Below are 18,659 nucleotides of genomic sequence, written 5' to 3' on the forward strand. Positions count from 1 at the left end.
TACATCCCCATCAAGGAGCATCACCATGCACCAGACCACCCTGACCGCCCAGAACAAGCACCTCATTCTCTCCACCCTGCTGATGGCCGGCATCATCATTGCCCTGATGGCTGTCGGTGGCGCTGACGCTCTCAAAATCGACAGCGCAACTGGTGACCTCGGCTCTGGCCTGTGCGATTTCGCGCTCAGCATCGAAGATTCCATCCTGGTCAAAGGCATCGCCCTGGCAATGGCCGCCTTCGGCTTCATCAAATGGCTGCCCACCCGTAGGGACGGCATTCCCGAAATCGTGGGTGGCGGCGTTGGCTTTCTGCTGACCACCAACTTCACCACCATCATGAGCCTGTTCGGAATGGCAACCTGCACGGCAGGAGGAGTAGGTTAAGCAACTTTCCCTAACGTCACACACGATCTCTCAAAATTCAGGCAGGGGGAGGGACATAGGGTCATCTCTTCCCCTTCCACCTTAAGGACCAAGCATGGAAGACACCGCCGACCACACCGCCGAGTGGCCGAACCTCGATGACCTGGGCTTCGAGCGTATGGGCCTGCCCCGCAACCTGCTGTTCGCCACGCTAGGCGCAGGGTTCATCTTCTACCAGATCCTCGATGCCACCTGGGGGAAAACTCTGCAAGGAGTCTCAGGCTTTCTGCCAATGATCCTGACAGCCGGGCTGTGGAAGATGTACATCATCCCGTGGGTACGCGACATGAACGACAAGCTCCCCAGAGGCTACTGGCAGGGCATCTACGATTACTACTTCACCAATCCCGGCCACCTACAGATCGTCAACGATCCTGAGCCGATGCCGCTGTACATCCGCGGCCCAGCAGTGAACCAACCAGATTCGCACGCAAAGTAAAACCATGACCAATGCCTTTACCACCTTCTTCGAATATGTCCGCTCCGGCGGCAAGGCCACGCCGACTACCCCGTCCCCCAAAGGAAAGAAGGGTGAGCCGACCGGCCCTGCAGCACTGAAGCGGCCCTTTGCCAACCGGTCTCTGATCGAAACCCTGCCTTATGCCGAGCCGGACGACGGCGTGGTGTTCCTGCGGGAGGGTGAACGGGTCTGGTACGGCTTTGAGATAGAACCGGTCACGTCGCTGGAAATGAGCATCGGCAACGCGGCCCAGCTGAGCGAAGCCATCCGCGTGATGCTGAACCAGGGCGTACCTATGGAAGAAGGCGGACGCCTGATCATCGAACGCATCAAGGCTCCAGAGCAGTACCTCCAACATTTTATGCAGCACCAGGCGGGCAGCAGTGACCCCCTGATGAGCATGATTCAGAAGATGGAACGTGAGGATCTGGCGTTGGCCCGTGAACGGGGCCAGATTACCACCACCCGGTTCTTCCTGACTTTTTACGTGCGCGTTCCCAAAAAGAAGAAAAATATTCCCCTGACCGAGCGTGAGTTTCATGCCCAGAAGAACACCGTCAACTCCCGACGCACCGGCTTGCTGCAGCGTCTGCGCCGTCTGGGCCTGCGCCCCAAAGTCATGAGCAATGTCGAGGTCAAGCGGCTGATCTGGAAGTATCTCAACGGCAACCTGGCCGGCAGTCTGCCCCCAGCCTTTTCCGAGCAGTTGGACCTGCGAGGTTTGGATGCCAGGAGTATGGAAGACCGCAGCACCGCCGTGCAGACCGCCCGGTACCAAGTGGCCGAAACCGAGCTGGGCACGGAGAACCCTGGATACCTGACCCAGGGTGACCGCCTGATCGGCTGTGTCAGCCTGACCAAAGGCGGGAACACCACCCATCCCTACCTGATGAACCGCCTGCTGGAAAACCTGAGAGGGGATCACTTCTACATCATGGTGGACTTTGAGCACCTCAAGCAGGGCGAGCAACGCAGCAAGATTGATACGGCCATCAATGAACTGGACGGCGCAATCAACAACCCGGTGCTGAACGCCGGAGCGTCATCGACCTCCAAGCTGATGCGGGCCACTGAGGCCATGCAGGAAGCCGAGTACCGGGGCAAGCACTTCTGGCGCATGGGCTTTACGGTGGTGCTGTACGCCAAGACCCGTCAGGAGCTGACCAGCCTGCTGGAACAGACGCACTCGGAGTTCAGCATGATCAGTGGGGCACATGCCATCATCTCCAACGAGCAGCTGCGCCGCACCTACTTCAATGTCATGCCCTTTTCGGATGACCTGACCTACCACCGCGTTTCGGGGTATGACCTGAATGTGGCTGACACCTTTCCCAAGTACGGCCCCTGGACAGGCGCCAAGAATCCGCTGATTCCCCTGCGCAACCGCCACGGCGGCCTGACCGGGCTCAACCTCAAAGAGGGGGGCAGCAATTACGGGGTCATGGTCATCGGCAAGTCGGGGGGCGGCAAATCGGTCTGGAACATGAACATCCTGCTGAACATGGTGCCGCAGGGTGCAAAGGCCTTTATCCTCGACCCCAAACACGACTATGACGAGGTGGCCTACTCGCTGGGCGGTCAGGTGATTCCCATTTCCCCGGACGCCCGGCTCCCAAACGGTGAACGTGCCCGCATCAATATTTTCGACCCCACGCCTGGCGAGGACATGCCCGGTCCTGAAAAGGTGTCGTATATCGTGGCGGTCTTCCGCAGCTTGGACCTGATCACCAGCCGCGCTCATCAGACGGTCATCGAAGCGGCCCTGCAACAGTTTTTCAACATCCGCTCCAAGGACATTCCCGACCCGGGCCATCCTGAAGGCGTGCGCCAGGTCTATATCGGAGGCACGCTGAGCGATTTCGTCAAGACGCTGAGCACCCTCAGCCGCATTGGCAACGACGCCATCTCGCCAGAGCTTCAAATCGTCAAAGCCGAGCTGAGCGCCCTGATGCAGCCCTATCTTGCAGGCGGCGGTTCTGTATTGGGCGATTTTCTCGACGGCCCAACCACCGTGCAGGTCAGCAGCGAATGTGTGTGCTTTGACGTGGAGAAGATGTACCAGAACGACACCATCAAGAAGCTGGGCATATTGATCGTGTCGGAATACATTTTCCAGCTGGCCACCAAAACACCGGGCACCAAAGTCGGCATCTTCGAGGAGCTGGGGGTGTTGGCGGATGAACCTGCCCTGGCTGCCCTGGTCAACCGCTGGTTCAAGACCGGACGTTCGATGGGTCTGATTCCCATCGGCACCTCTCAGGAAGTCAAGGACTTCGAGAAGTTGGGTGGGGTGATCAACAACGCCAGCTGGGTGATCATGACCGGCCTCGCCGATGAGCAGTTGAACGTGTTGCAGCCCCTGATGGGTCTGTCCGACCGGGTGGCCGCCCTGGCCAAGAGCCTCACGCTCGATCCCGGTGTGATGGGTGAGTACCTGGTCATCAACCGCACCAACGGCGACGAGGGAGCCATCGGGGACGTGGTCCAGTTATATATGAGTCCCGAAAAGAACTGGACCGTGACCACACGGAAGGAGGAAAAAGAGCGTAGAGCCGAATACACCCAGAGGTATGGCAGCCGGTCCGAAGCCATCTTGCAACTCGCGCACGAACAGCGCACCCGGAGGAGAATATGAACATCAAAGTCTTTGGTATGACCACGTTGCTGCTACTGAATGTGGCCGCTCCCGCTTTGGCTGCAGCGCCGCAGGCGCGTCAGGGTGTTGAAATCACCACACAGCAAGTCAGCCCGAACCTTCAGACGCAAATCGGCAATCTGCTTGGCCTTCCTGACAGCTCACTTGGTGGGCTGCTGGGCCAACAAGGTGACGGCCTGCTCGGACAGTTGCTGGGCGGCAACCTGAACCCTGGCAGCCTGCTGAATGGCAGCGTGCTGGGTAGCGTCATGAACGGTGGTGGTCTCTCCAGCTTGCTGGGAGGCAGTCCTCTTGCTGGCCTGTTGGGCGGTGGTGAGGGCGGTCTGCTGACAGGACTTCTGGGCGGTAGTCCCCTGGGCGGCCTGCTGAGCGGTGGCGCTGGCGGCCTGCTGGGTGGCCTGACCGGCGGAGGGGGCCTGGGCGGAATACTTGGCAGTGTGCTGGGCGGCGGGGGTGGAGGCGGCCTGCTTGGTGGTCTGCTGGGCGGTGGTGGCCTGACCGGCATCGTCAGCATGATTCCTGGCATGCAGTGGCTGGCTGCTGCTGGACCGATGATGGGAGCCATCATGGACCTGCCGGTCATCGGCAATCTGCTGGGAAGTATTCCCGGCGTCAGCCAACTGCTGGGTTTTCTGGGCATGGGTACCCCAAGCGCGAACTTGGGACCCCTGGTCAAGCAGATCAACGACACCGGTAAATTTACCCAGGCGGTACAGAACATTGTCCAGACTTCTGCGGGCGTGGCATCCACAGAGCAATACAAGAACATGGCCGGTGATACGAACCATCTGATGAAGATGGTGGGCAGTAACCAGAAGTTCACCAGTGAGCAGGTGAAGAACAATCCCAAAGCGGTGGCACAAGCTGCTGAGGCCGCTCTGACGAACCGTCAGCGGGAGAACTGGCAAAAAGCCAAACAAAGTGGCAGCCCCATGGCACATATCGCGGCCAAAGAAGCCAACAACATTCTGGACCAGATGAAGCTGAACGCTCAGCGCAATGCCTCCAACGCCGCTGCACTGCAAGCAGTCAAGAAAACGGCAACGGAAGCAAACAAAGTCGCGGCTGAAACGACCGCTTTCCGCCAGGAAACAGCCAGCGCCGTCAAGAACGCCAGAAAAACCGAGGACTTGCTGAAGCTGAGCACGGCCACCCAGCTGGAGCAGCTGCGGGTCGCTGCTCTGAATTCGGCCGCCCTGACCAGCGCCCTGGCCAATCAGACCGCTGTAGAGGTGGCCCAGGCAGAAACCCTAAACAGCATTCTCCAGGAAATTCAGACAAACCGCCTGGGCAAAGCCGAGATCATCATGAATCAAATCGAGGCCAAGAACCGCGTGACCCAGGAGAACCTGCAAAAAAGCCAGCAATACACCGAAAATCTGGCTGAAGGCGTGAAGAACAACATGGACGGCAGCAGCATTAAGGGTATCGACCTGATGGGAGACAACTGAATGAACGTCAAAGCGCTCAGAACAGCACTGTTCGTGCTGGTTCTGGCGCTGGGGGTGGCTGAAGCGGCGGGCTGCGTCAGCGAAATTCCCTCAGCCGCCGAACAACGCATCAACTTGGAAAGTTTTGTCCCTGATCCTGGTTGCTGGATTTACAACACCCTCACCCAGTTAGAAGAATATGGCGTGCCCGGATTTGCCGAAAGTGTCGGCAAAGGCCTGCTCTTCGCCGGGGCCGCTTTTGCCATGATCCGGGCGCTGTCAACCAACAGCTGGAACCAGACCTTTTTGAGCCTGCTGTATTCAGGCATCGCTTTTACCATGATCAATGGTTACGGCGCTCACAGTGGCCCCGGCTACACGATTGCCAAGACCTTCCTCGACGGCTGGCAAAGCCTGTACGTGGCCTCGGCAAGCATGGCCAACGAGCAGATCAACACAACCGTCATTGACGGTACCAAAGCAATCAGTGCAGCCATGTGGGAATACACCGCGTCTGTCGCAGAGATTCAGGCGAACCAGCAGATTATGGAAGTCATGGGCAATTTCGAGGATCCAGCTGCGCTGGAAAACATCGTGGATTACGCCAATGAACGGGCGCTGAACCGAATTGATGGCAACAATATTGCTGGTGACCTGACACCAGCCTCTTGGGCCTTCGTGCTTTTGCTGGGCATCTATGGCATTTTTGCAGCCATTGTCTTTTCCAGTGGCCTGATGATGACGCTGTTGGTGATGCTGTTTCCCCTGTTCGTTGCAATTACGGCGCTGGGCCAAAAACGTGCAGCCTGGAATGCTTTCTCTCTTGCCGTCGGTCAACTGCTGGTCATTATGATCACGCCCGCCATGATGAATATTATGCTGGCAACCACCATGAAAGCGCCGCTGGCTTCCATGCAGCAGTCCTTGGAAGTCAGTGCCAACCAGGCCAAGAACCAGGTGATGGCATCTCGGCAAAATTGGGAAGAATGTAAGACTCTTTTTGCCGGTGCCCAAGATGTTGCTTTTTCTGGATGCTTCGATACAGCGCTAAACGGTGTAAAAAAGCTGCAGATGTTTGAGTTTATCGGATCAACCCTGTACGACAGCGTGATGGGTATCGTCTTGGGTGTCATCGCTATTGTTATTTCCTTTTCCATCCTGATTCTTCAGATTCGCCGTGTCCCAGCAGTCGTAATGCAAGTGATGGGGGCAATGGGCGGTGGTGAGTCCAGCGGTGTCGGAAGTAATCCTGTCGCTGGAGCCATGAGCAGCGCAGGCAGCAGCCTTGGAGGCAACGCAAGTGGCATGGTTCAGCACGCCGCCACCAAGGCCATCGACTCCAAGACTGCGGGCGCGGCGACGGCCATCACCAAGGTCGCACAAGCAAATGGCTGGGGAAAGGGTAAACGGTGACCACACACGGTCAACAGCCACTTGCCGGCTCGGTCAGCAAGCAGCAGGGGGTTCGCAAGCTCCCCCTGGGCTTGCTGTTCCTGGTCATTGCCGGCGTCATCGTCGCCCTGATTCCACTGTGGACCACTTCGGTCAAGGTCATGGGTGCTCTGGCCGAAGCTGGCTGGAACACTGTGGTCAACCCGAAGTATTTCGCCTTTGCCTGCCTCAACCATCTGGAATGCACGGCAGCATACAACAAGGCTTTACAGGCCAACTATCCCTATATCTGGCTGGCCCCTTTGGTGGTCAGCTTGATCATTTATGGGCTGAAAGCCAAGCCCAAAGAGTATGTGGTCAAGGACCCAGGTATGGCCTGGTGGGCCCAGGCAGAAGACAAGGGCATCGAACAGTATCTCTCACACGGCAAGGGCGACAACAAGCTGATCGGGTACCTCGGTCACCTGATGAGCGTGAAGCGGGACGGTGATATCGACTATAAGAAGACCATCCCCCTGTACGTCCGGCAAAATGACCTCGCGGAGAACGTGCTGGTGATGGGCGGGGTGGGCGCAGGTAAGACCCGCGGCTATTTCCGGCCTCTGATGATGCTGGCCGCCCACCTGGGCTACACCATCATCGTCATCGACATGAAGTTTCCACAGGCGGATTCCGGATTCTTCGACATGGTGGGCTACTGGAAGAAAAAAGGCCGCGACGTGATGCTGTTCACGCCCTTTGCCGAGAACACGATGCGGCTGCCACTGCTGGAAAGCGTGACCGATTACGCTTCAGCGCTCAGCATGGCCTCAACAATCATGCCCCCACCCGAGTACGGCCCCGAGCCTGGAAAGCATTACCGGGACCGCGACCGTGGCGTGCTGGCCGGGTTCATCCTGGCAGTCGCCCAGAGTGAACATCCCAGTTTTGGGGAGCTGCTGCGCTATTCCCGCTTTACCCCTCAAGAGTTGAAAGAGTGGTTTGAATTACAAAGAGGCATCAACGAAGAAAGTGACGTGGTCCAGAACCTCAAGGGCGTCTTCGCGCAGGGTGACAAGGAAGTGGCCTCGGTGCTGCAGGGCATCAAGAACGCGCTGAAGATCTTCTACGATCCCCGTGTGGCCCGTGCCACCCAGGGGCTGGAGGGTGAGAACATGGATGTCCGTGCGGCGTTCCGCCGGCCCACCATGCTGTACGTGGGCATCCAGCAGGAATACATGATGGAGGGTGACGGCGTCATTCTGCTGCAGCTGGTCAAGCGCTATATCGACAAGCAGATCATGAAAGAAGCCGAGGCTCAGGGCGGACGCTTTAAACGCCACGTCGCGTATATCCTTGACGAGTTTCCTGCGATGGGACAGCTGCCTTACATGATGCGCTCGCTGGGTGTACTGCGCTCTTACAACGTCTCGCATCACATCGGGCTGCAGACGCTCTCACAGCTCTCGGTGGTGTATGGTGACGACTATTCTAAAGCGCTGACCACCAACGTGATCGGGCGCAAGATCTTCTACCCACGTGCCATTGATGCGGACGAGCGCCAGGTCTTGTCGGACTATATCGGCGACACGACTGTTTACGAGTTCTCGGACACCGATTCACGCCGGGCCTTCATGGGCACCCAGCTGGACGAAGCGACCCGCAGCGGCGTCAGCATGAAGAAGGTGGCCCGGCCCCTGCTGCCTGTAGAGGAGTTTCCCCACTTCCGGGCGATGGAAGCGATTATCAGTTCACGCGGGGTTGATCCAATCCGCACGTTCATGCCCGCTATCGAAGACGAATTCCTGGAAGGACAGGACATTCCCCGCGGCATTCCCAACGGTCTGTATGCCCTGTACAAGCAGGTCAACCCTGAGCGAGTCAACATGGGGAAATACACCACCCAGTTGCTGGAGTCGGGGGCCTTCGGCATCAAGGTGCAGCAGCATATTCCGGACGTGGAAGACCGGTTCTGCGAGCAGCTGCAACGCTGGCTGAAGGACCCACAGATCAAGTTCCGGCGTTCTGGCTCAAACAAAGAGCGGCTGTACATTGAGTTTATCCGGGAACGTACGGAAGAAGAGCAGCAGCTGGTCGACGGCTTTTACGTACAGAAGTATCTGAGTGGCCGCACAGGCCAGTCGCTGCGCGTAAGTGCGGAGGGTGAAAAACTGTTGCCGGCTCGCCTGATGGACGAGCTGGAACAAGCAGCGCTTCTCGGACAACTGAACGGCTGGCTGGAACATCACAAAGAAGAAATTGAAAGCACGCCAGAACGTGAGGCCCTGAGTGAACCACCGGAGCTGCAGGCGATTGTGCGTGGGGACATTGTGCTGCTGCGGTTTAAGATTTGTACCTCTCTTTTTGGACAAGCGCCTATGTCTTTGATGAAGCGGGTAGGAAAAGCCCAGTATATCGAGATCGACCGCAGTGATCCGCGCCGGTTTATGGAAGTGCTGGCGGAAGCAGAAGAAAACAGCAGTCCACTCGCAAACCCCGTGGACATGGAAGAAACGCATACGGCGGAGGCTGCGGTATCTGCGGCCCCAGCACCAGCGGCAGCCATCATGCCGGGCGCAGGGTGGACAGGCAGTGCGGAGGATCAGGAGCTGGCGGAAGCAGTGATGATGCCGGCATCCTTTGCGGACGAGGACTATGAAAAAGAGGAAGAGGACCAGGGTGAACTGGAGGCGTATGTGCAGCGGGAGATGGATGAGCAACACCTGCATGGCTGAGAGGGGGGCATGTTCCCGGTTCCTGTCCCCAGCAATTTAATTCACCGAATTACCGAACAGCCTCCCCGCTTCCGCCTCCGCTTCCCGTCTCTTCCCCCCCCCGCACTTCTCCTCTCTCTTCCCCCGTCTTTTCCCCCATGCTCCAGCCGTGGCAAAAGCGGAGTAGAAGAAGACAGGAGAGAGAATCCCAGTCAGAAGGTGGGGATGGGGGGGAAAGGGGGGTCTTGCGCCTACCTTTGTACTAGGAAAATTAATCCTGAGAACATGGCGGACCAACCAGATTTGCAGTCATCCTGAAACGCATGAAGCGACTCCTCCTCTGCCTCACCCTGACCCTCACCGCCTGCCGCACCACGACCACCCAGACCACCGTCACCACGGAAACCGCCAGCCAGGTGACCACCACCACCAGCACCCTCGCCACCACAGACATCCCCCAAGCCCCCGGCCAAGACAACACCACACCCACTCAAGCCGCCACCCCCCTCACCCCACCAACCGAAAACGGCCGCCTCAACCCAGACCTGGACCTCCCCGTCTCCTACATCGGAGACCCCCTCATCCAACTCTGCAACCCCGCCTACCTCGCCGCCTACTCCGAACGCGACCACCTCACCCGCGCCGTCACCCAACACCTCACCAGCCTCAACAGCAATGGCCCCGCCAAGCGCACCGACGACTTCCGCGAGGACCAACGCCTCCACTCCACACGCGCTACCCCAGACGATTACACCGGCACCGGCTATGACAGGGGCCACCTCGCCCCCGCCGCCGACTTCAAGTACGACCCGGACGCCATGAGCCAATCCTTCCTCATGAGCAACATCGTCCCCCAAAACCCCGAAATGAACCAGGGCCCCTGGAACGGCCTCGAAGCCGCCACCCGCGCCTGCGCCCGCGAGGGCAGCCTCACCGTCATCACCGGCACCCTCGGCAACACCGGCCCCCTCAAAGAAGACAGCCCCATCACCATCCCCAGCGCCCTGTTCAAACTCTGGTACTCCAAAGAAAAGAACGACTACCGCCTCTGGGTCCTCCCCAACACCACCATGACCAAACTCAGCGGTCAGCAATTCCAAGATTATGAAGTCCCTCTCCATCAATTCCGCGAGTTCTGGACCGACTTCCCCCAAACAGACCTCAACGAACTGAACTACGGCACCCTCTGCCCCAGCGTCATGCCCCTCAAACAATGACCCCACAAGGACCATCCCATGAATCCAGACCCAGGCGACCTGATCCACTTCACCCCCGGCCTTCACCTGTTGGCCGGCCCCCCCGGTATCGGCACCAGCAGCCTCGCCCACCAACTTGCCCTTGAAGCTGCCCAGGCAGGCCTGGAGACCCTCTACCTCGCCCCCGAACACGCCGCCGCCCAGACCCGGCTGATGCACCTCGCCCAGCTCAGCGGCGTCCCCCTGAACCGGCTGCACCAGATGACGCCCACCACGCCACTGGACCCAGACATACGCCGCCGCCTGTCGGCCGCCGCCGAACACCTGTACAACTCCGGCCTCCCGCTCAGGCGTCTGGACGGCCGCCAGGCCAAGGAAGCCCTGCAAGACCTGCTGGGAGGTAGGCCCCGCCTGCCAGAGCTGCTACTGCTCGACCGCCTCGAAGATACGCCGGTCAGCAGCGACCACACCTTCCAGCCTTCATCCATCACGGAGTACCAGGAGCGTGAACGCCAGCGCTGGACTGCCCTCACCGCAAGGCTGCAGACCCTCGCCCTGCAGTGGGCCATCCCGGTCATCGCCACCACCCGCTGTGAACTGAAGGACGCGGCTGGACCACAGCTCGCAGACCTCAGCGCCCTGCGTATCGGTCAACAAGCAGCAGCTGAAGCCACCTCCGTCACCTTCCTGCACCGTGAACGCTACTACCAAAGCACCGAACGCGACCTGGCCGAACTCATCTGCCTGAAAGGCACAGGGCTGCTCTGGAACTACGCCGAGTTCGACCCCGAGTGCGCCACTTTCCGCCCCCAGGCCACCAGACTGCCGCACGGCCAGACACCCTGTTCAGGCAGGATGAAGCAATGACCCACCCCCACCCCGACTTCCCCGCCGAAGAAGCCCGCCTGGGCAGCACTGTCCAGGCCATGATCCGCCGCATCCAAATTCTTGAAGACCGTGAACGCCACGGTGGGGCCGACGAACACACCTCCCTCGTCATGGCCGACGACGCCGAGGAACGCGCCGCCGTCCTGAGTCCCCACGTCCACTCCCCCTACTTCGGACGCATGACCGTCCGCATCCGGGGCAAGGAAAGAACCCTCTACATCGGCAAACATGCCTTCGGCAACCCCCGCTACGGTGTCACCTCCTGGCGCAGCGACGTCGGCGGCCTCTTCTACACCGACCAGCTCCAGTGGCAGGCCGCCGGCAATACCGGCACGGTCCTCCACAAGCGCCAGCTTGACGTGCAGAACAAACGCCTGCTGGACATCACCGACCTCTACACCGGGGAGAACAAAGGAGAACAGGCCCAGCAAGAAGGCAATGCGGGTGGGGCAGGCCGCCGCAAAGTGCTCCTGAAACGCCTCTCCGAACACGCCACCGCTGGGATGCGCGACGTGGTGGAAACCCTCCAACCCGCCCAATACGACGCCATGACCGCCGACCCCGCCCGCTTCCAGATCGTCCAGGGCAGCGCCGGCGCAGGCAAAACCACCGTCGGCTTCCACCGCCTCGCCTGGCTGTGTGGCCCAGACCGGCCAGAGCAAGTCCGCGCCCGGCCTGAAGGCATCCTCGCCCTGATGCCCAACGACATCCTCGCCGCGTACGCCTCCCGCGTCCTGCCCGGCCTGGAACTCCAGGGCGTCACCGTCACCACCCCTGAGAAATGGATGCTGAGCTTCCTGGGCCTGGAAAAGATGCAGGTCACGGACCGCACCCTCACCCTGCTGCTGGCCGACCAAAACAACGAGCGCCGCGCTAGCGCCTGGAAAAAGGCCAAAGCCCTAGGCCGGGCCAGCATCTATGACCTGATCCGTGAGCATGTCCGCCAGGAACTCTGGGCCAGACTGCACAAGGTGGCCGAGCCGAGCTTCGACGTGCCGGGCAGAGGCAGCACCGGCCCCATCCCCAGGGCTGACCTCTGGGAGCTGATTGAGCACGCCCTGAGCCAGCCCGGAGCCACAGAACGCTTCCGGGCAAGCCTGGAAGAAGCTATCCGCCGCCGCACCAACGCCACAGATACAGATTTGAAGGTGCTGGACAAAGAAATCGGCAAAGTCGTTACCACCCTCTTCGGACGAATGCTCCCCGTCAGCGAGACGCGCCGGCTGCTGGGCAGCGAGGCGCTGCTGGAGCGGGCCAAAGTGGCAGAACCCTTACGCCGCATCCTGCTCAGTGACCCCCTGGCCGCCATTCCCCTCCCCAAGGGCTCCTCAGTAGACGTCACCGAACTCCCGGCCATCCTCGCGCTGCGCTGCATCCTGCACGGCTTAGGAGAACGCTGGGACCACATCCTCCTCGACGAGGCCCAGGACTTCCAGCCGCTGCTCTACCGCCTGCTCGCTCAGGCCACGCGTCCCGGCCAGCTCACCGCCCTGGGGGACCTCTCACAGGGCCTCGCCGGGTACAAAGGCCCGGCCAACTGGGAAGAAGTGCAGCAAGCCTTAGGCAGGGACAGCGCACCGGCTGCACTGGGAAGCGCCAGCGTCAGCTTCCTGCCCATGACCTACCGTTCGACTGCGCCCATCAGTGAGGCCAGCGCCAGAATCGCGGCCACGTACTCGAAGGTGATTCACTCCGAGCACATCGGCCGTGAAGGGGACCCGGTGCAGTTCCTGGAAGGGGAGCTGGGCACCGTAGCTGGGCACGTTCAGGCCCTGCAGGACGCCGGATACCAGAACATCGCCCTGGTGACCCGCAGGACGATTGACGCCCAGCGCCTGCCTGACGCCCTGGCCCCGTTCGACCTGGACGTGCAGCCGATCACGGAGCCGCAACACCGTTATAAAGGTGGGCTGGTTTCCATTCCGGTTCAGTATGCGAAAGGTTTGGAGTTCGACGGCTGCGTCGTGATGGACGCGGACCCGCAGAGCTACGACCCCGGCACCGAGTACGACTCGCGGCTGCTGTACGTGGCAGCGTCCAGAGGACTGCACCATCTGGCCTTTTACAGCGGGGCGGGGTTTCACCCGCTGGTGCAGGGGTAGAGGCAAGGAGCAGGAGGCTACTTCAGATCAGGCCCTGATGCTTCAGGTCTCCAGGTGTCATCACCGGCACGCCCAGGGCGGACATGCGGAGCAGATGCTTGTCTTTGGACACGATACCGTCCGCTTCAGCAGCAAGGAGCAGGTCCAGCAGATACCAGTCTTTCGGGTCGGGGCAGGACGGCCAGTCCAGCCCAGGAATCCGGTCATGATACTCACCGATGCGGTGAAGTTCCGCTGCGGTAGAAAAGGCATACGAAGGGGTGATGATGCCGCTGCCTAGCCTGAGAACGCTATCGTAAGTCAGCACCTGCGCCAGCTCAAGAAAGTGGGCTTCACATAGGATAAAAATGACCTCAAACCGTCTGGCTCGCTGGTACAGCTCGAAAGAAGGCCCTGAACGACTGGTCATTCCACTCAGCATTACCTGAATATCAGGAACAACGCGGAGCGGTTGCGATGCCGTCAACGTTGAGGCTCACGCGCAAGACGGCTGTGACGGAAGCGCTGTGTCAGTTCCTCTTCCGTCAAGGCTGGCAGGCGCTCCCCTGCAGGCTCAGGCAGGCGCTCCCGCGCCCAGCGCACCGCCTGGGCCAGGATTTCTTCCCGTTCCTCCTCGGACAGCACACTGAACGCCTCCCGCAGCGGGGCAAAAAGGTCAGACATAGGCACAGAAGTGGCTGTGCCCAAAATGTCCTCGACAGCACGGGCCGGCACACGATACTGCTCACGGCCTGTCGGCGTTGTTCGCACCCGAATGGCCTCCAGGGTGCCTTCACGAATCTGGCGGCGCACCGTGTCATCACTCAGGCGCAATTTCCGCGCCACTTCCTGCACTGTCAGTAAATCGTGGGGCTGATGAATCGTCATGGCAACACCTCTCTGATGTCCATTGTACCGCAAGAGCCGCAAGAGCCGCAAAATGCCTGCTTGTCATGCAGCCCCTCCTCCCCCGCCTGAACCAACCGGATTCGCACCCACACTGAGGGTATGACCGACACCACCGCCGCGTCCCCTGCCCCGTCCCGCCAACCCCTCATCTGGGCTGGCCTGGCGCTCCTCGGCATCCTGCTGACCGGCCTTGTGGGCCTGCTCCTCATCGCCCGTGGACAGACCGGCGCTTACCTGCACAAGCTGCCGATGTTCATGCTGGTCCTCTCCCCCATTCCCCTGTCCTGGCTGTGCGCGTACGTCACCGCCCACCGGGAGGTCCGCTTCGGCCCCTTCCTGCGCCTCTTTACGGCCGGAACCGCCTACTTCACCTTCTACGGCCTGCTGAACTTCATGCAGATGAGCTGGACCGGCCAGCCCATGCACATCGCCGCCGCTGGCCTGGGCAGTGTCCTGCTCACCACTGCGCCCTACCTGATCTGGCGAATGCCCAGGGCCACGAAACCCAGCCGGGCAAAGCCGAACCAACCAGATTCGCATTCAAAGTGAAGGCATGACACGCTTCACTTCTCTTTGCACCGCCCTGGCCCTCTCCTTCGTCCCCTCGGCCGCCTGCGCCCAGGTCAGCATCCAGCAGGTCAGCAAGGCGGTCGACACCGCCGGCAACAGCGTCATCGCTTACCTGCCCGATCTCCAGAACATGCCCCTGGCCCAGGGCCTCAAGCAGGCCGCCCAGCGCAACCTGCCCGTCACCATCCTGACCGAGCGCAAAGCCCACATGATCCAGGGCTCCTACCTGCTGAGCGTCGCCCTCTCAAACGCCCAGACCCCGCCCAGGCCGCTGAAGTACGCCTTCGTGAACCTCGACAGTCCCGCCATCATCGTCATCGACCGCGTGAACGTCTACTACGGCTCCGGCCTGATCACCGGCGTCGGCCCTATTCGAAAAGGCTCGGCCTCCTTCGCGCAGCAGAGCCTCAAGACTTTGGAAGGCCTCAGTGCCCAGACGAAGAACGTGCCCGCCCGCGTGCTGGTGGAAGAGCGTTTCGGCCTCTCCCGCGTGCCGGCCAAACAGTAAGGCCGCGCCCATGAGCATGATCCGCGACATCACCACCCCTGAGGAATATCAGGCCATCCTGGAGAGGCTCACCGATGACATCGGTAAAATCGTCGGCCCCAATCTGACCGACGTGGACGAGATCATCATGGACCGCGGCCAGCCCCTCGCCCTGCGCCTCAGTGACCTGCGGGTGACCTATCCCTACCTGCTGAAGAACAACGAGTTCGACCGCATCGACCAGCACATGCAGTCCGGCGTCGCCGGGGGCTGGCGCAAAGACGGACGCATCGGCATTCCCGGCACCCTGCACCGCCTCAGCCGCGAGGTGAACACCGCCGGCATCACCACCAAGCTCACCGTCCGGGTGGGCCGCGCCCTGATCGGCGTGGCCGAACCGCTGCGGCCGGTGATTGTGCGCGCCGTCCAGGAAAACAGCGGCATCGCCATCGTCGGCCCCCCCGCCGTCGGCAAGACCACCTTGCTGCGGGACATCGCCCGCATCATGGCCGAACGCCTCGCACAGGGACTGGTCATTATCGATACCTCGAACGAGATCGCCGGGGACTCGGACATTCCCCACCGCATCATCGGCAAGGCCCGCGTGGTGGCGGTGGGCAATCCCCTGCACCAGGGCGAGAAGTTCGCCCGCGTGATCGGCAACATGGGCCCGCAGGCGCTGCTGAGCGACGAGATCGGCTACCGGGACGACATTCCCATCATCCGCCAGAACGCGCCGCGTGGCGTCAGCATCACGGCCACGCTGCACGGCAAGAACATGGTGCGGGTGGTGAACAGTGAGAACCTGTGGCCCCTGCTGGGCGTCATAGGCCGGCAGAAGGTGGAGCCGAGCGTGTTCGCGCAGGCCATCGAGGTGATCGGGCGCGGGCGGTACCGGGTCCATGAGGACTTCGACGCGAGCATCGAAGCGATTCTGGCCGGCAAGAACGCGGAAAAAGGGGTGAGCGAGATTGCCGCCTGAGCCTGACGGTGCCGAGCACAGAACCTACCGCATCATCTGGCAGGCGCGGCCTGGGGGCTGGAAGGGGCAGTGCGCGGACATGGAGGCGTACGGCAAGACGAAAGCGCGGGTCAAGGCCATGCTGGAACGCAAGCTGGCCTGGAGAATGCTCCGGGAAGGAGTGATTCCCGACCCCAGCTCCAGCTCCGAAGACCCGGACATTCTGAGTCCTGCCCAGGTCAACCCGGTCAGCCTGGTGCTGCGCGGCGTGATTCAGCAGCACGGCGGCACAGAGAAAGTCAGCCGACTGACCGGCATCGCTCCAAGCTCGCTCAACCGGCTCGCCAACCCCTTCTACTGGGGCCAGAGCACGAACACCATTCGTCAGGTTGCTGAGGGCACCGGAGCACGCATCGTCCTCGAATTTAACCCCCGAAAGGAGCCGTCATGAAGATCAGGATTCACCCGTACACGCCCCTGCTGCTGCTCACCGTGCTGGTCACGTTCATCCTCACGCAGATGACTGGACCCAACCTCGCCCTGGGCAGCGGCCTGGGACTGATCTCCGGCGTGGTGAGCTACCGGACGCTGGAAGACTGGCACTGCCCGGACGGACACAGCGAAGAGCGGCGCGTGCTGCTCTACGGACTGCTGGCTGCCCTGTGCATCCTGGTGAGTGGTCCACAGGGCCCCCTCACGCTGACCGCCACCGTGTGCCTCACCTTCGCGGCACTGATGCTGGCCCACACCCTGCAACCACCCACACCGGAGGCCAGCCATGCCGGCTGACCTGACGGTAGACGCCAGGGGGCTGCACCTGAGCGCGGACACGGCGCTGCTGTTTCACCGGCAGGACGTGGAACAGACGCTGCTGGAAGGGCGGGGACTCAGGGCAAGAAGGCCGGAGGGAAGCGGGCATGAAGGGCCACTTGCTTCTCCTTTCAGCCTGGACCTGCTGGGTCACTTCCTGTTCGCCCCGCTGACTGCTGAGGATTACGCCCTGGCGCTGGAGCTGGCGACCACGCCGGAAGCGGTGCGGGTGATTCACGCGCAGATGAGCGCCCTGGAGGTGCAGCTCTCGCGGTTGCAGGCCCAGCCCCTGGAAGTGGTGCATGGCTGGCTCAGAATGGACGGGGCGCTGTCGGAGCTGCAGGTTGTCAGCGGGGGTCAGTGGTACCGCTGGCATCACGCGCTGGGCGTGCAGCGGGTGTGGTGGGCGCAGGAGGCTGACGGGCCAGGGCCAGCCGTGCGTGAACTGGGGAGAAGGCCGTGCCCTCCCCTGGCCGGGTGAGCGCCATGCTGGACCGCTTGATCCACTTCGTCCTGCTGGCCATGCTGCTGGCGTACGTGTGGCTGTTCGTGATGGTGAGCGTCCATCAGCCGCTGCTGCCGGTGGTGGCGTACGAGCTTGAGTACCAGCTTGACCTGCTGCTGGGGGGCTGGACGCCGGTGCAGCGCGTGTTGGGCGGCGCACTGCTGCTGAGCCTGGGCACGGTCCTGCTGCTGCGGGGAGCCGAGCTGCGCCATGCCCACTGAAGGAGGAGGATATGTCTGAACTTCACACCACCCTGATTGGCCGCAACCGCTGGGAACTGAGCCTGGGAGCATCCCGACTGAAGCAGGTTGGACTGGCAGCTGGGGCGCAGTATCTGCTGGGCGACGCCCCCGCTGCTGTCCGCACGGCCCTGGACGCCCAGGACGTTGACGAGTTCCCGGTGCTGCTGCATGGGCCTACTCAGGCGGTGCTATCCTTACGCTGGGTGACGGAACGGGAGCTGCAGGCCTGGGCAGCGGGGTAGGCCACCATGCGGGCACGGAAATTCAGCCAGACTGAGGGGCCTATGAGCAAGCACGTCCAGTCTGACCACACGGCTCCTGAATACGTCCCCTCGCCGGTTCAGGCTGGCCTGGCCGTTCCTGTGCCCCGGCGTGCCCTGAGCCATGCGGAGTGGGGCGTGCTGCAGGGTCTGCTGATCGGAATCGGCCTCGCCGCCCTCACCCAGCCGGTCACCATGCTGGCCCTGGGCGCGGTGATCCCGGCCTACCTGCTGACCCGCAAAGCCCAGGCCAGGGACGAAGGCATTGAGGCCCAGGGGTCAGCCGAAGCGGGCATCAACCTGCTGGAAGTGCTCGACCAGTTGGGACCAGGCAAGAAGAAGATCCCGGCTTCAGCAGCTCCAGCTGCCGCAACCCCAGCTCCCACAGCCCTGGCTCCCGCCTTCGAGGACATTCGGGCGCAGGCCAGGATGGGCACGCTGCTGGAGACTGAGCGCGAGCTGCTGGAACTCAGGGAACGCAGTCAGAAGCGGGACATGCCGGAGGTGCAGGAGAGCATCGAACGGAGCCTGAGGGAGATTCAGACCCTGAAAGCAGAACTGGACCTGGAGGAGCGCCGTGACCTGCGCGAGCGGGCGGCCACCTTGCAGGGGTTTATCGAAACGCTCAAAGCGGAGCGGGAGCGGCGATGAGCGCGTACCTTGCTTTGCTGGAGACGGACGGAAGCGCTTACCTG

The 18,659-nt window shown here is 61.5% G+C and carries 20 protein-coding genes; 18 read left to right on the forward strand and 2 right to left on the reverse strand.

Annotation, left to right across the window (positions count from 1 at the left end):
- Window positions 1–25: 25 nt before the first annotated feature.
- From DEIPR_RS12620 to DEIPR_RS12660, 9 genes are all read left to right on the forward strand, one after another.
- The gene (locus tag DEIPR_RS12620) at window positions 26–385 is read left to right on the forward strand and encodes a hypothetical protein (RefSeq protein ID WP_013615968.1); all 360 of its coding nucleotides are present in this window, start codon (window positions 26–28) and stop codon (window positions 383–385) included.
- Between the two features lie 94 nt (window positions 386–479).
- The gene (locus DEIPR_RS12625; protein ID WP_013615969.1) at window positions 480–863 is read left to right on the forward strand and encodes a hypothetical protein; all 384 of its coding nucleotides are present in this window, start codon (window positions 480–482) and stop codon (window positions 861–863) included.
- Window positions 864–867: 4 nt separating this feature from the next.
- Window positions 868–3,519 (forward strand): VirB4 family type IV secretion system protein, encoded by a 2,652-nt coding sequence (locus tag DEIPR_RS12630; RefSeq protein ID WP_013615970.1) that lies wholly within the window; start codon window positions 868–870, stop codon window positions 3,517–3,519.
- Entirely contained in the window at window positions 3,516–4,991 is a 1,476-nt protein-coding gene (locus DEIPR_RS14355) for a hypothetical protein (RefSeq protein ID WP_013615971.1), read from the forward strand. Before DEIPR_RS12630 ends, DEIPR_RS14355 begins: the two co-directional genes overlap by 4 nt.
- Window positions 4,992–6,383: a hypothetical protein gene (locus tag DEIPR_RS12640; protein ID WP_013615972.1), complete on the forward strand. Its 1,392-nt coding sequence runs from the start codon at window positions 4,992–4,994 to the stop codon at window positions 6,381–6,383.
- 71 nt (window positions 6,384–6,454) lie between these two features.
- Window positions 6,455–9,076 carry a type IV secretory system conjugative DNA transfer family protein gene (locus tag DEIPR_RS12645; RefSeq protein WP_041223089.1) on the forward strand — a complete coding sequence of 874 codons (2,622 nt, stop codon included), beginning with the start codon at window positions 6,455–6,457 and terminating at the stop codon, window positions 9,074–9,076.
- 302 nt (window positions 9,077–9,378) lie between these two features.
- A complete protein-coding gene (locus tag DEIPR_RS12650) occupies window positions 9,379–10,272 on the forward strand; it encodes a DNA/RNA non-specific endonuclease (protein ID WP_013615974.1) in 894 nt (297 codons plus the stop codon).
- An 18-nt stretch (window positions 10,273–10,290) separates the two neighbouring features.
- The gene (locus DEIPR_RS12655; protein ID WP_013615975.1) at window positions 10,291–11,118 is read left to right on the forward strand and encodes a DnaB-like helicase C-terminal domain-containing protein; all 828 of its coding nucleotides are present in this window, start codon (window positions 10,291–10,293) and stop codon (window positions 11,116–11,118) included.
- Window positions 11,115–13,241 carry a helicase domain-containing protein gene (locus tag DEIPR_RS12660; protein ID WP_013615976.1) on the forward strand — a complete coding sequence of 709 codons (2,127 nt, stop codon included), beginning with the start codon at window positions 11,115–11,117 and terminating at the stop codon, window positions 13,239–13,241. The genes DEIPR_RS12655 and DEIPR_RS12660 overlap by 4 nt, the downstream gene beginning before the upstream one ends.
- 22 nt (window positions 13,242–13,263) lie before the next feature.
- Here the strand turns inward: DEIPR_RS12660 and DEIPR_RS12665 are convergent, their stop codons facing one another.
- Together DEIPR_RS12665 and DEIPR_RS12670 are read right to left on the reverse strand one after the other, a co-directional pair.
- The gene (locus DEIPR_RS12665) at window positions 13,264–13,650 is read right to left on the reverse strand and encodes a hypothetical protein (protein ID WP_013615977.1); all 387 of its coding nucleotides are present in this window, start codon (window positions 13,648–13,650) and stop codon (window positions 13,264–13,266) included.
- 53 nt (window positions 13,651–13,703) lie between these two features.
- Window positions 13,704–14,108, reverse strand: a complete 405-nt coding sequence (locus DEIPR_RS12670) for a helix-turn-helix domain-containing protein (protein WP_013615978.1) — start codon at window positions 14,106–14,108, stop codon at window positions 13,704–13,706.
- A 120-nt stretch (window positions 14,109–14,228) separates the two neighbouring features.
- Here DEIPR_RS12670 and DEIPR_RS12675 point away from each other — a divergent pair, with 120 nt between their 5' ends.
- The 9 genes from DEIPR_RS12675 to DEIPR_RS12715 are packed head-to-tail and all read left to right on the forward strand — an operon-like array spanning window position 14,229 to window position 18,615.
- The gene (locus DEIPR_RS12675) at window positions 14,229–14,678 is read left to right on the forward strand and encodes a hypothetical protein (protein ID WP_013615979.1); all 450 of its coding nucleotides are present in this window, start codon (window positions 14,229–14,231) and stop codon (window positions 14,676–14,678) included.
- Between the two features lie 4 nt (window positions 14,679–14,682).
- On the forward strand, window positions 14,683–15,207 hold the full coding sequence (locus DEIPR_RS12680; protein ID WP_013615980.1) for a hypothetical protein: 525 nt from the start codon (window positions 14,683–14,685) through the stop codon (window positions 15,205–15,207).
- A 10-nt stretch (window positions 15,208–15,217) separates the two neighbouring features.
- Window positions 15,218–16,168 (forward strand): ATPase AAA, encoded by a 951-nt coding sequence (locus DEIPR_RS12685; protein WP_013615981.1) that lies wholly within the window; start codon window positions 15,218–15,220, stop codon window positions 16,166–16,168.
- On the forward strand, window positions 16,158–16,598 hold the full coding sequence (locus DEIPR_RS12690) for a hypothetical protein (protein ID WP_041223091.1): 441 nt from the start codon (window positions 16,158–16,160) through the stop codon (window positions 16,596–16,598). Before DEIPR_RS12685 ends, DEIPR_RS12690 begins: the two co-directional genes overlap by 11 nt.
- On the forward strand, window positions 16,595–16,936 hold the full coding sequence (locus tag DEIPR_RS12695) for a hypothetical protein (protein WP_013615983.1): 342 nt from the start codon (window positions 16,595–16,597) through the stop codon (window positions 16,934–16,936). The genes DEIPR_RS12690 and DEIPR_RS12695 overlap by 4 nt, the downstream gene beginning before the upstream one ends.
- Window positions 16,926–17,438: a hypothetical protein gene (locus tag DEIPR_RS12700; protein ID WP_013615984.1), complete on the forward strand. Its 513-nt coding sequence runs from the start codon at window positions 16,926–16,928 to the stop codon at window positions 17,436–17,438. The genes DEIPR_RS12695 and DEIPR_RS12700 overlap by 11 nt, the downstream gene beginning before the upstream one ends.
- Window positions 17,439–17,443: 5 nt before the next feature.
- A complete protein-coding gene (locus DEIPR_RS12705; RefSeq protein ID WP_013615985.1) occupies window positions 17,444–17,683 on the forward strand; it encodes a hypothetical protein in 240 nt (79 codons plus the stop codon).
- 11 nt (window positions 17,684–17,694) lie between these two features.
- Window positions 17,695–17,946, forward strand: coding sequence for a hypothetical protein (locus DEIPR_RS12710; protein ID WP_013615986.1), 252 nt, complete (start codon window positions 17,695–17,697; stop codon window positions 17,944–17,946).
- A gap of 42 nt (window positions 17,947–17,988) precedes the next feature.
- Window positions 17,989–18,615, forward strand: a complete 627-nt coding sequence (locus tag DEIPR_RS12715; RefSeq protein WP_013615987.1) for a hypothetical protein — start codon at window positions 17,989–17,991, stop codon at window positions 18,613–18,615.
- Window positions 18,616–18,659 lie beyond the last annotated feature (44 nt).

The organism is Deinococcus proteolyticus MRP (assembly GCF_000190555.1).
GTDB lineage: Bacteria > Deinococcota > Deinococci > Deinococcales > Deinococcaceae > Deinococcus > Deinococcus proteolyticus.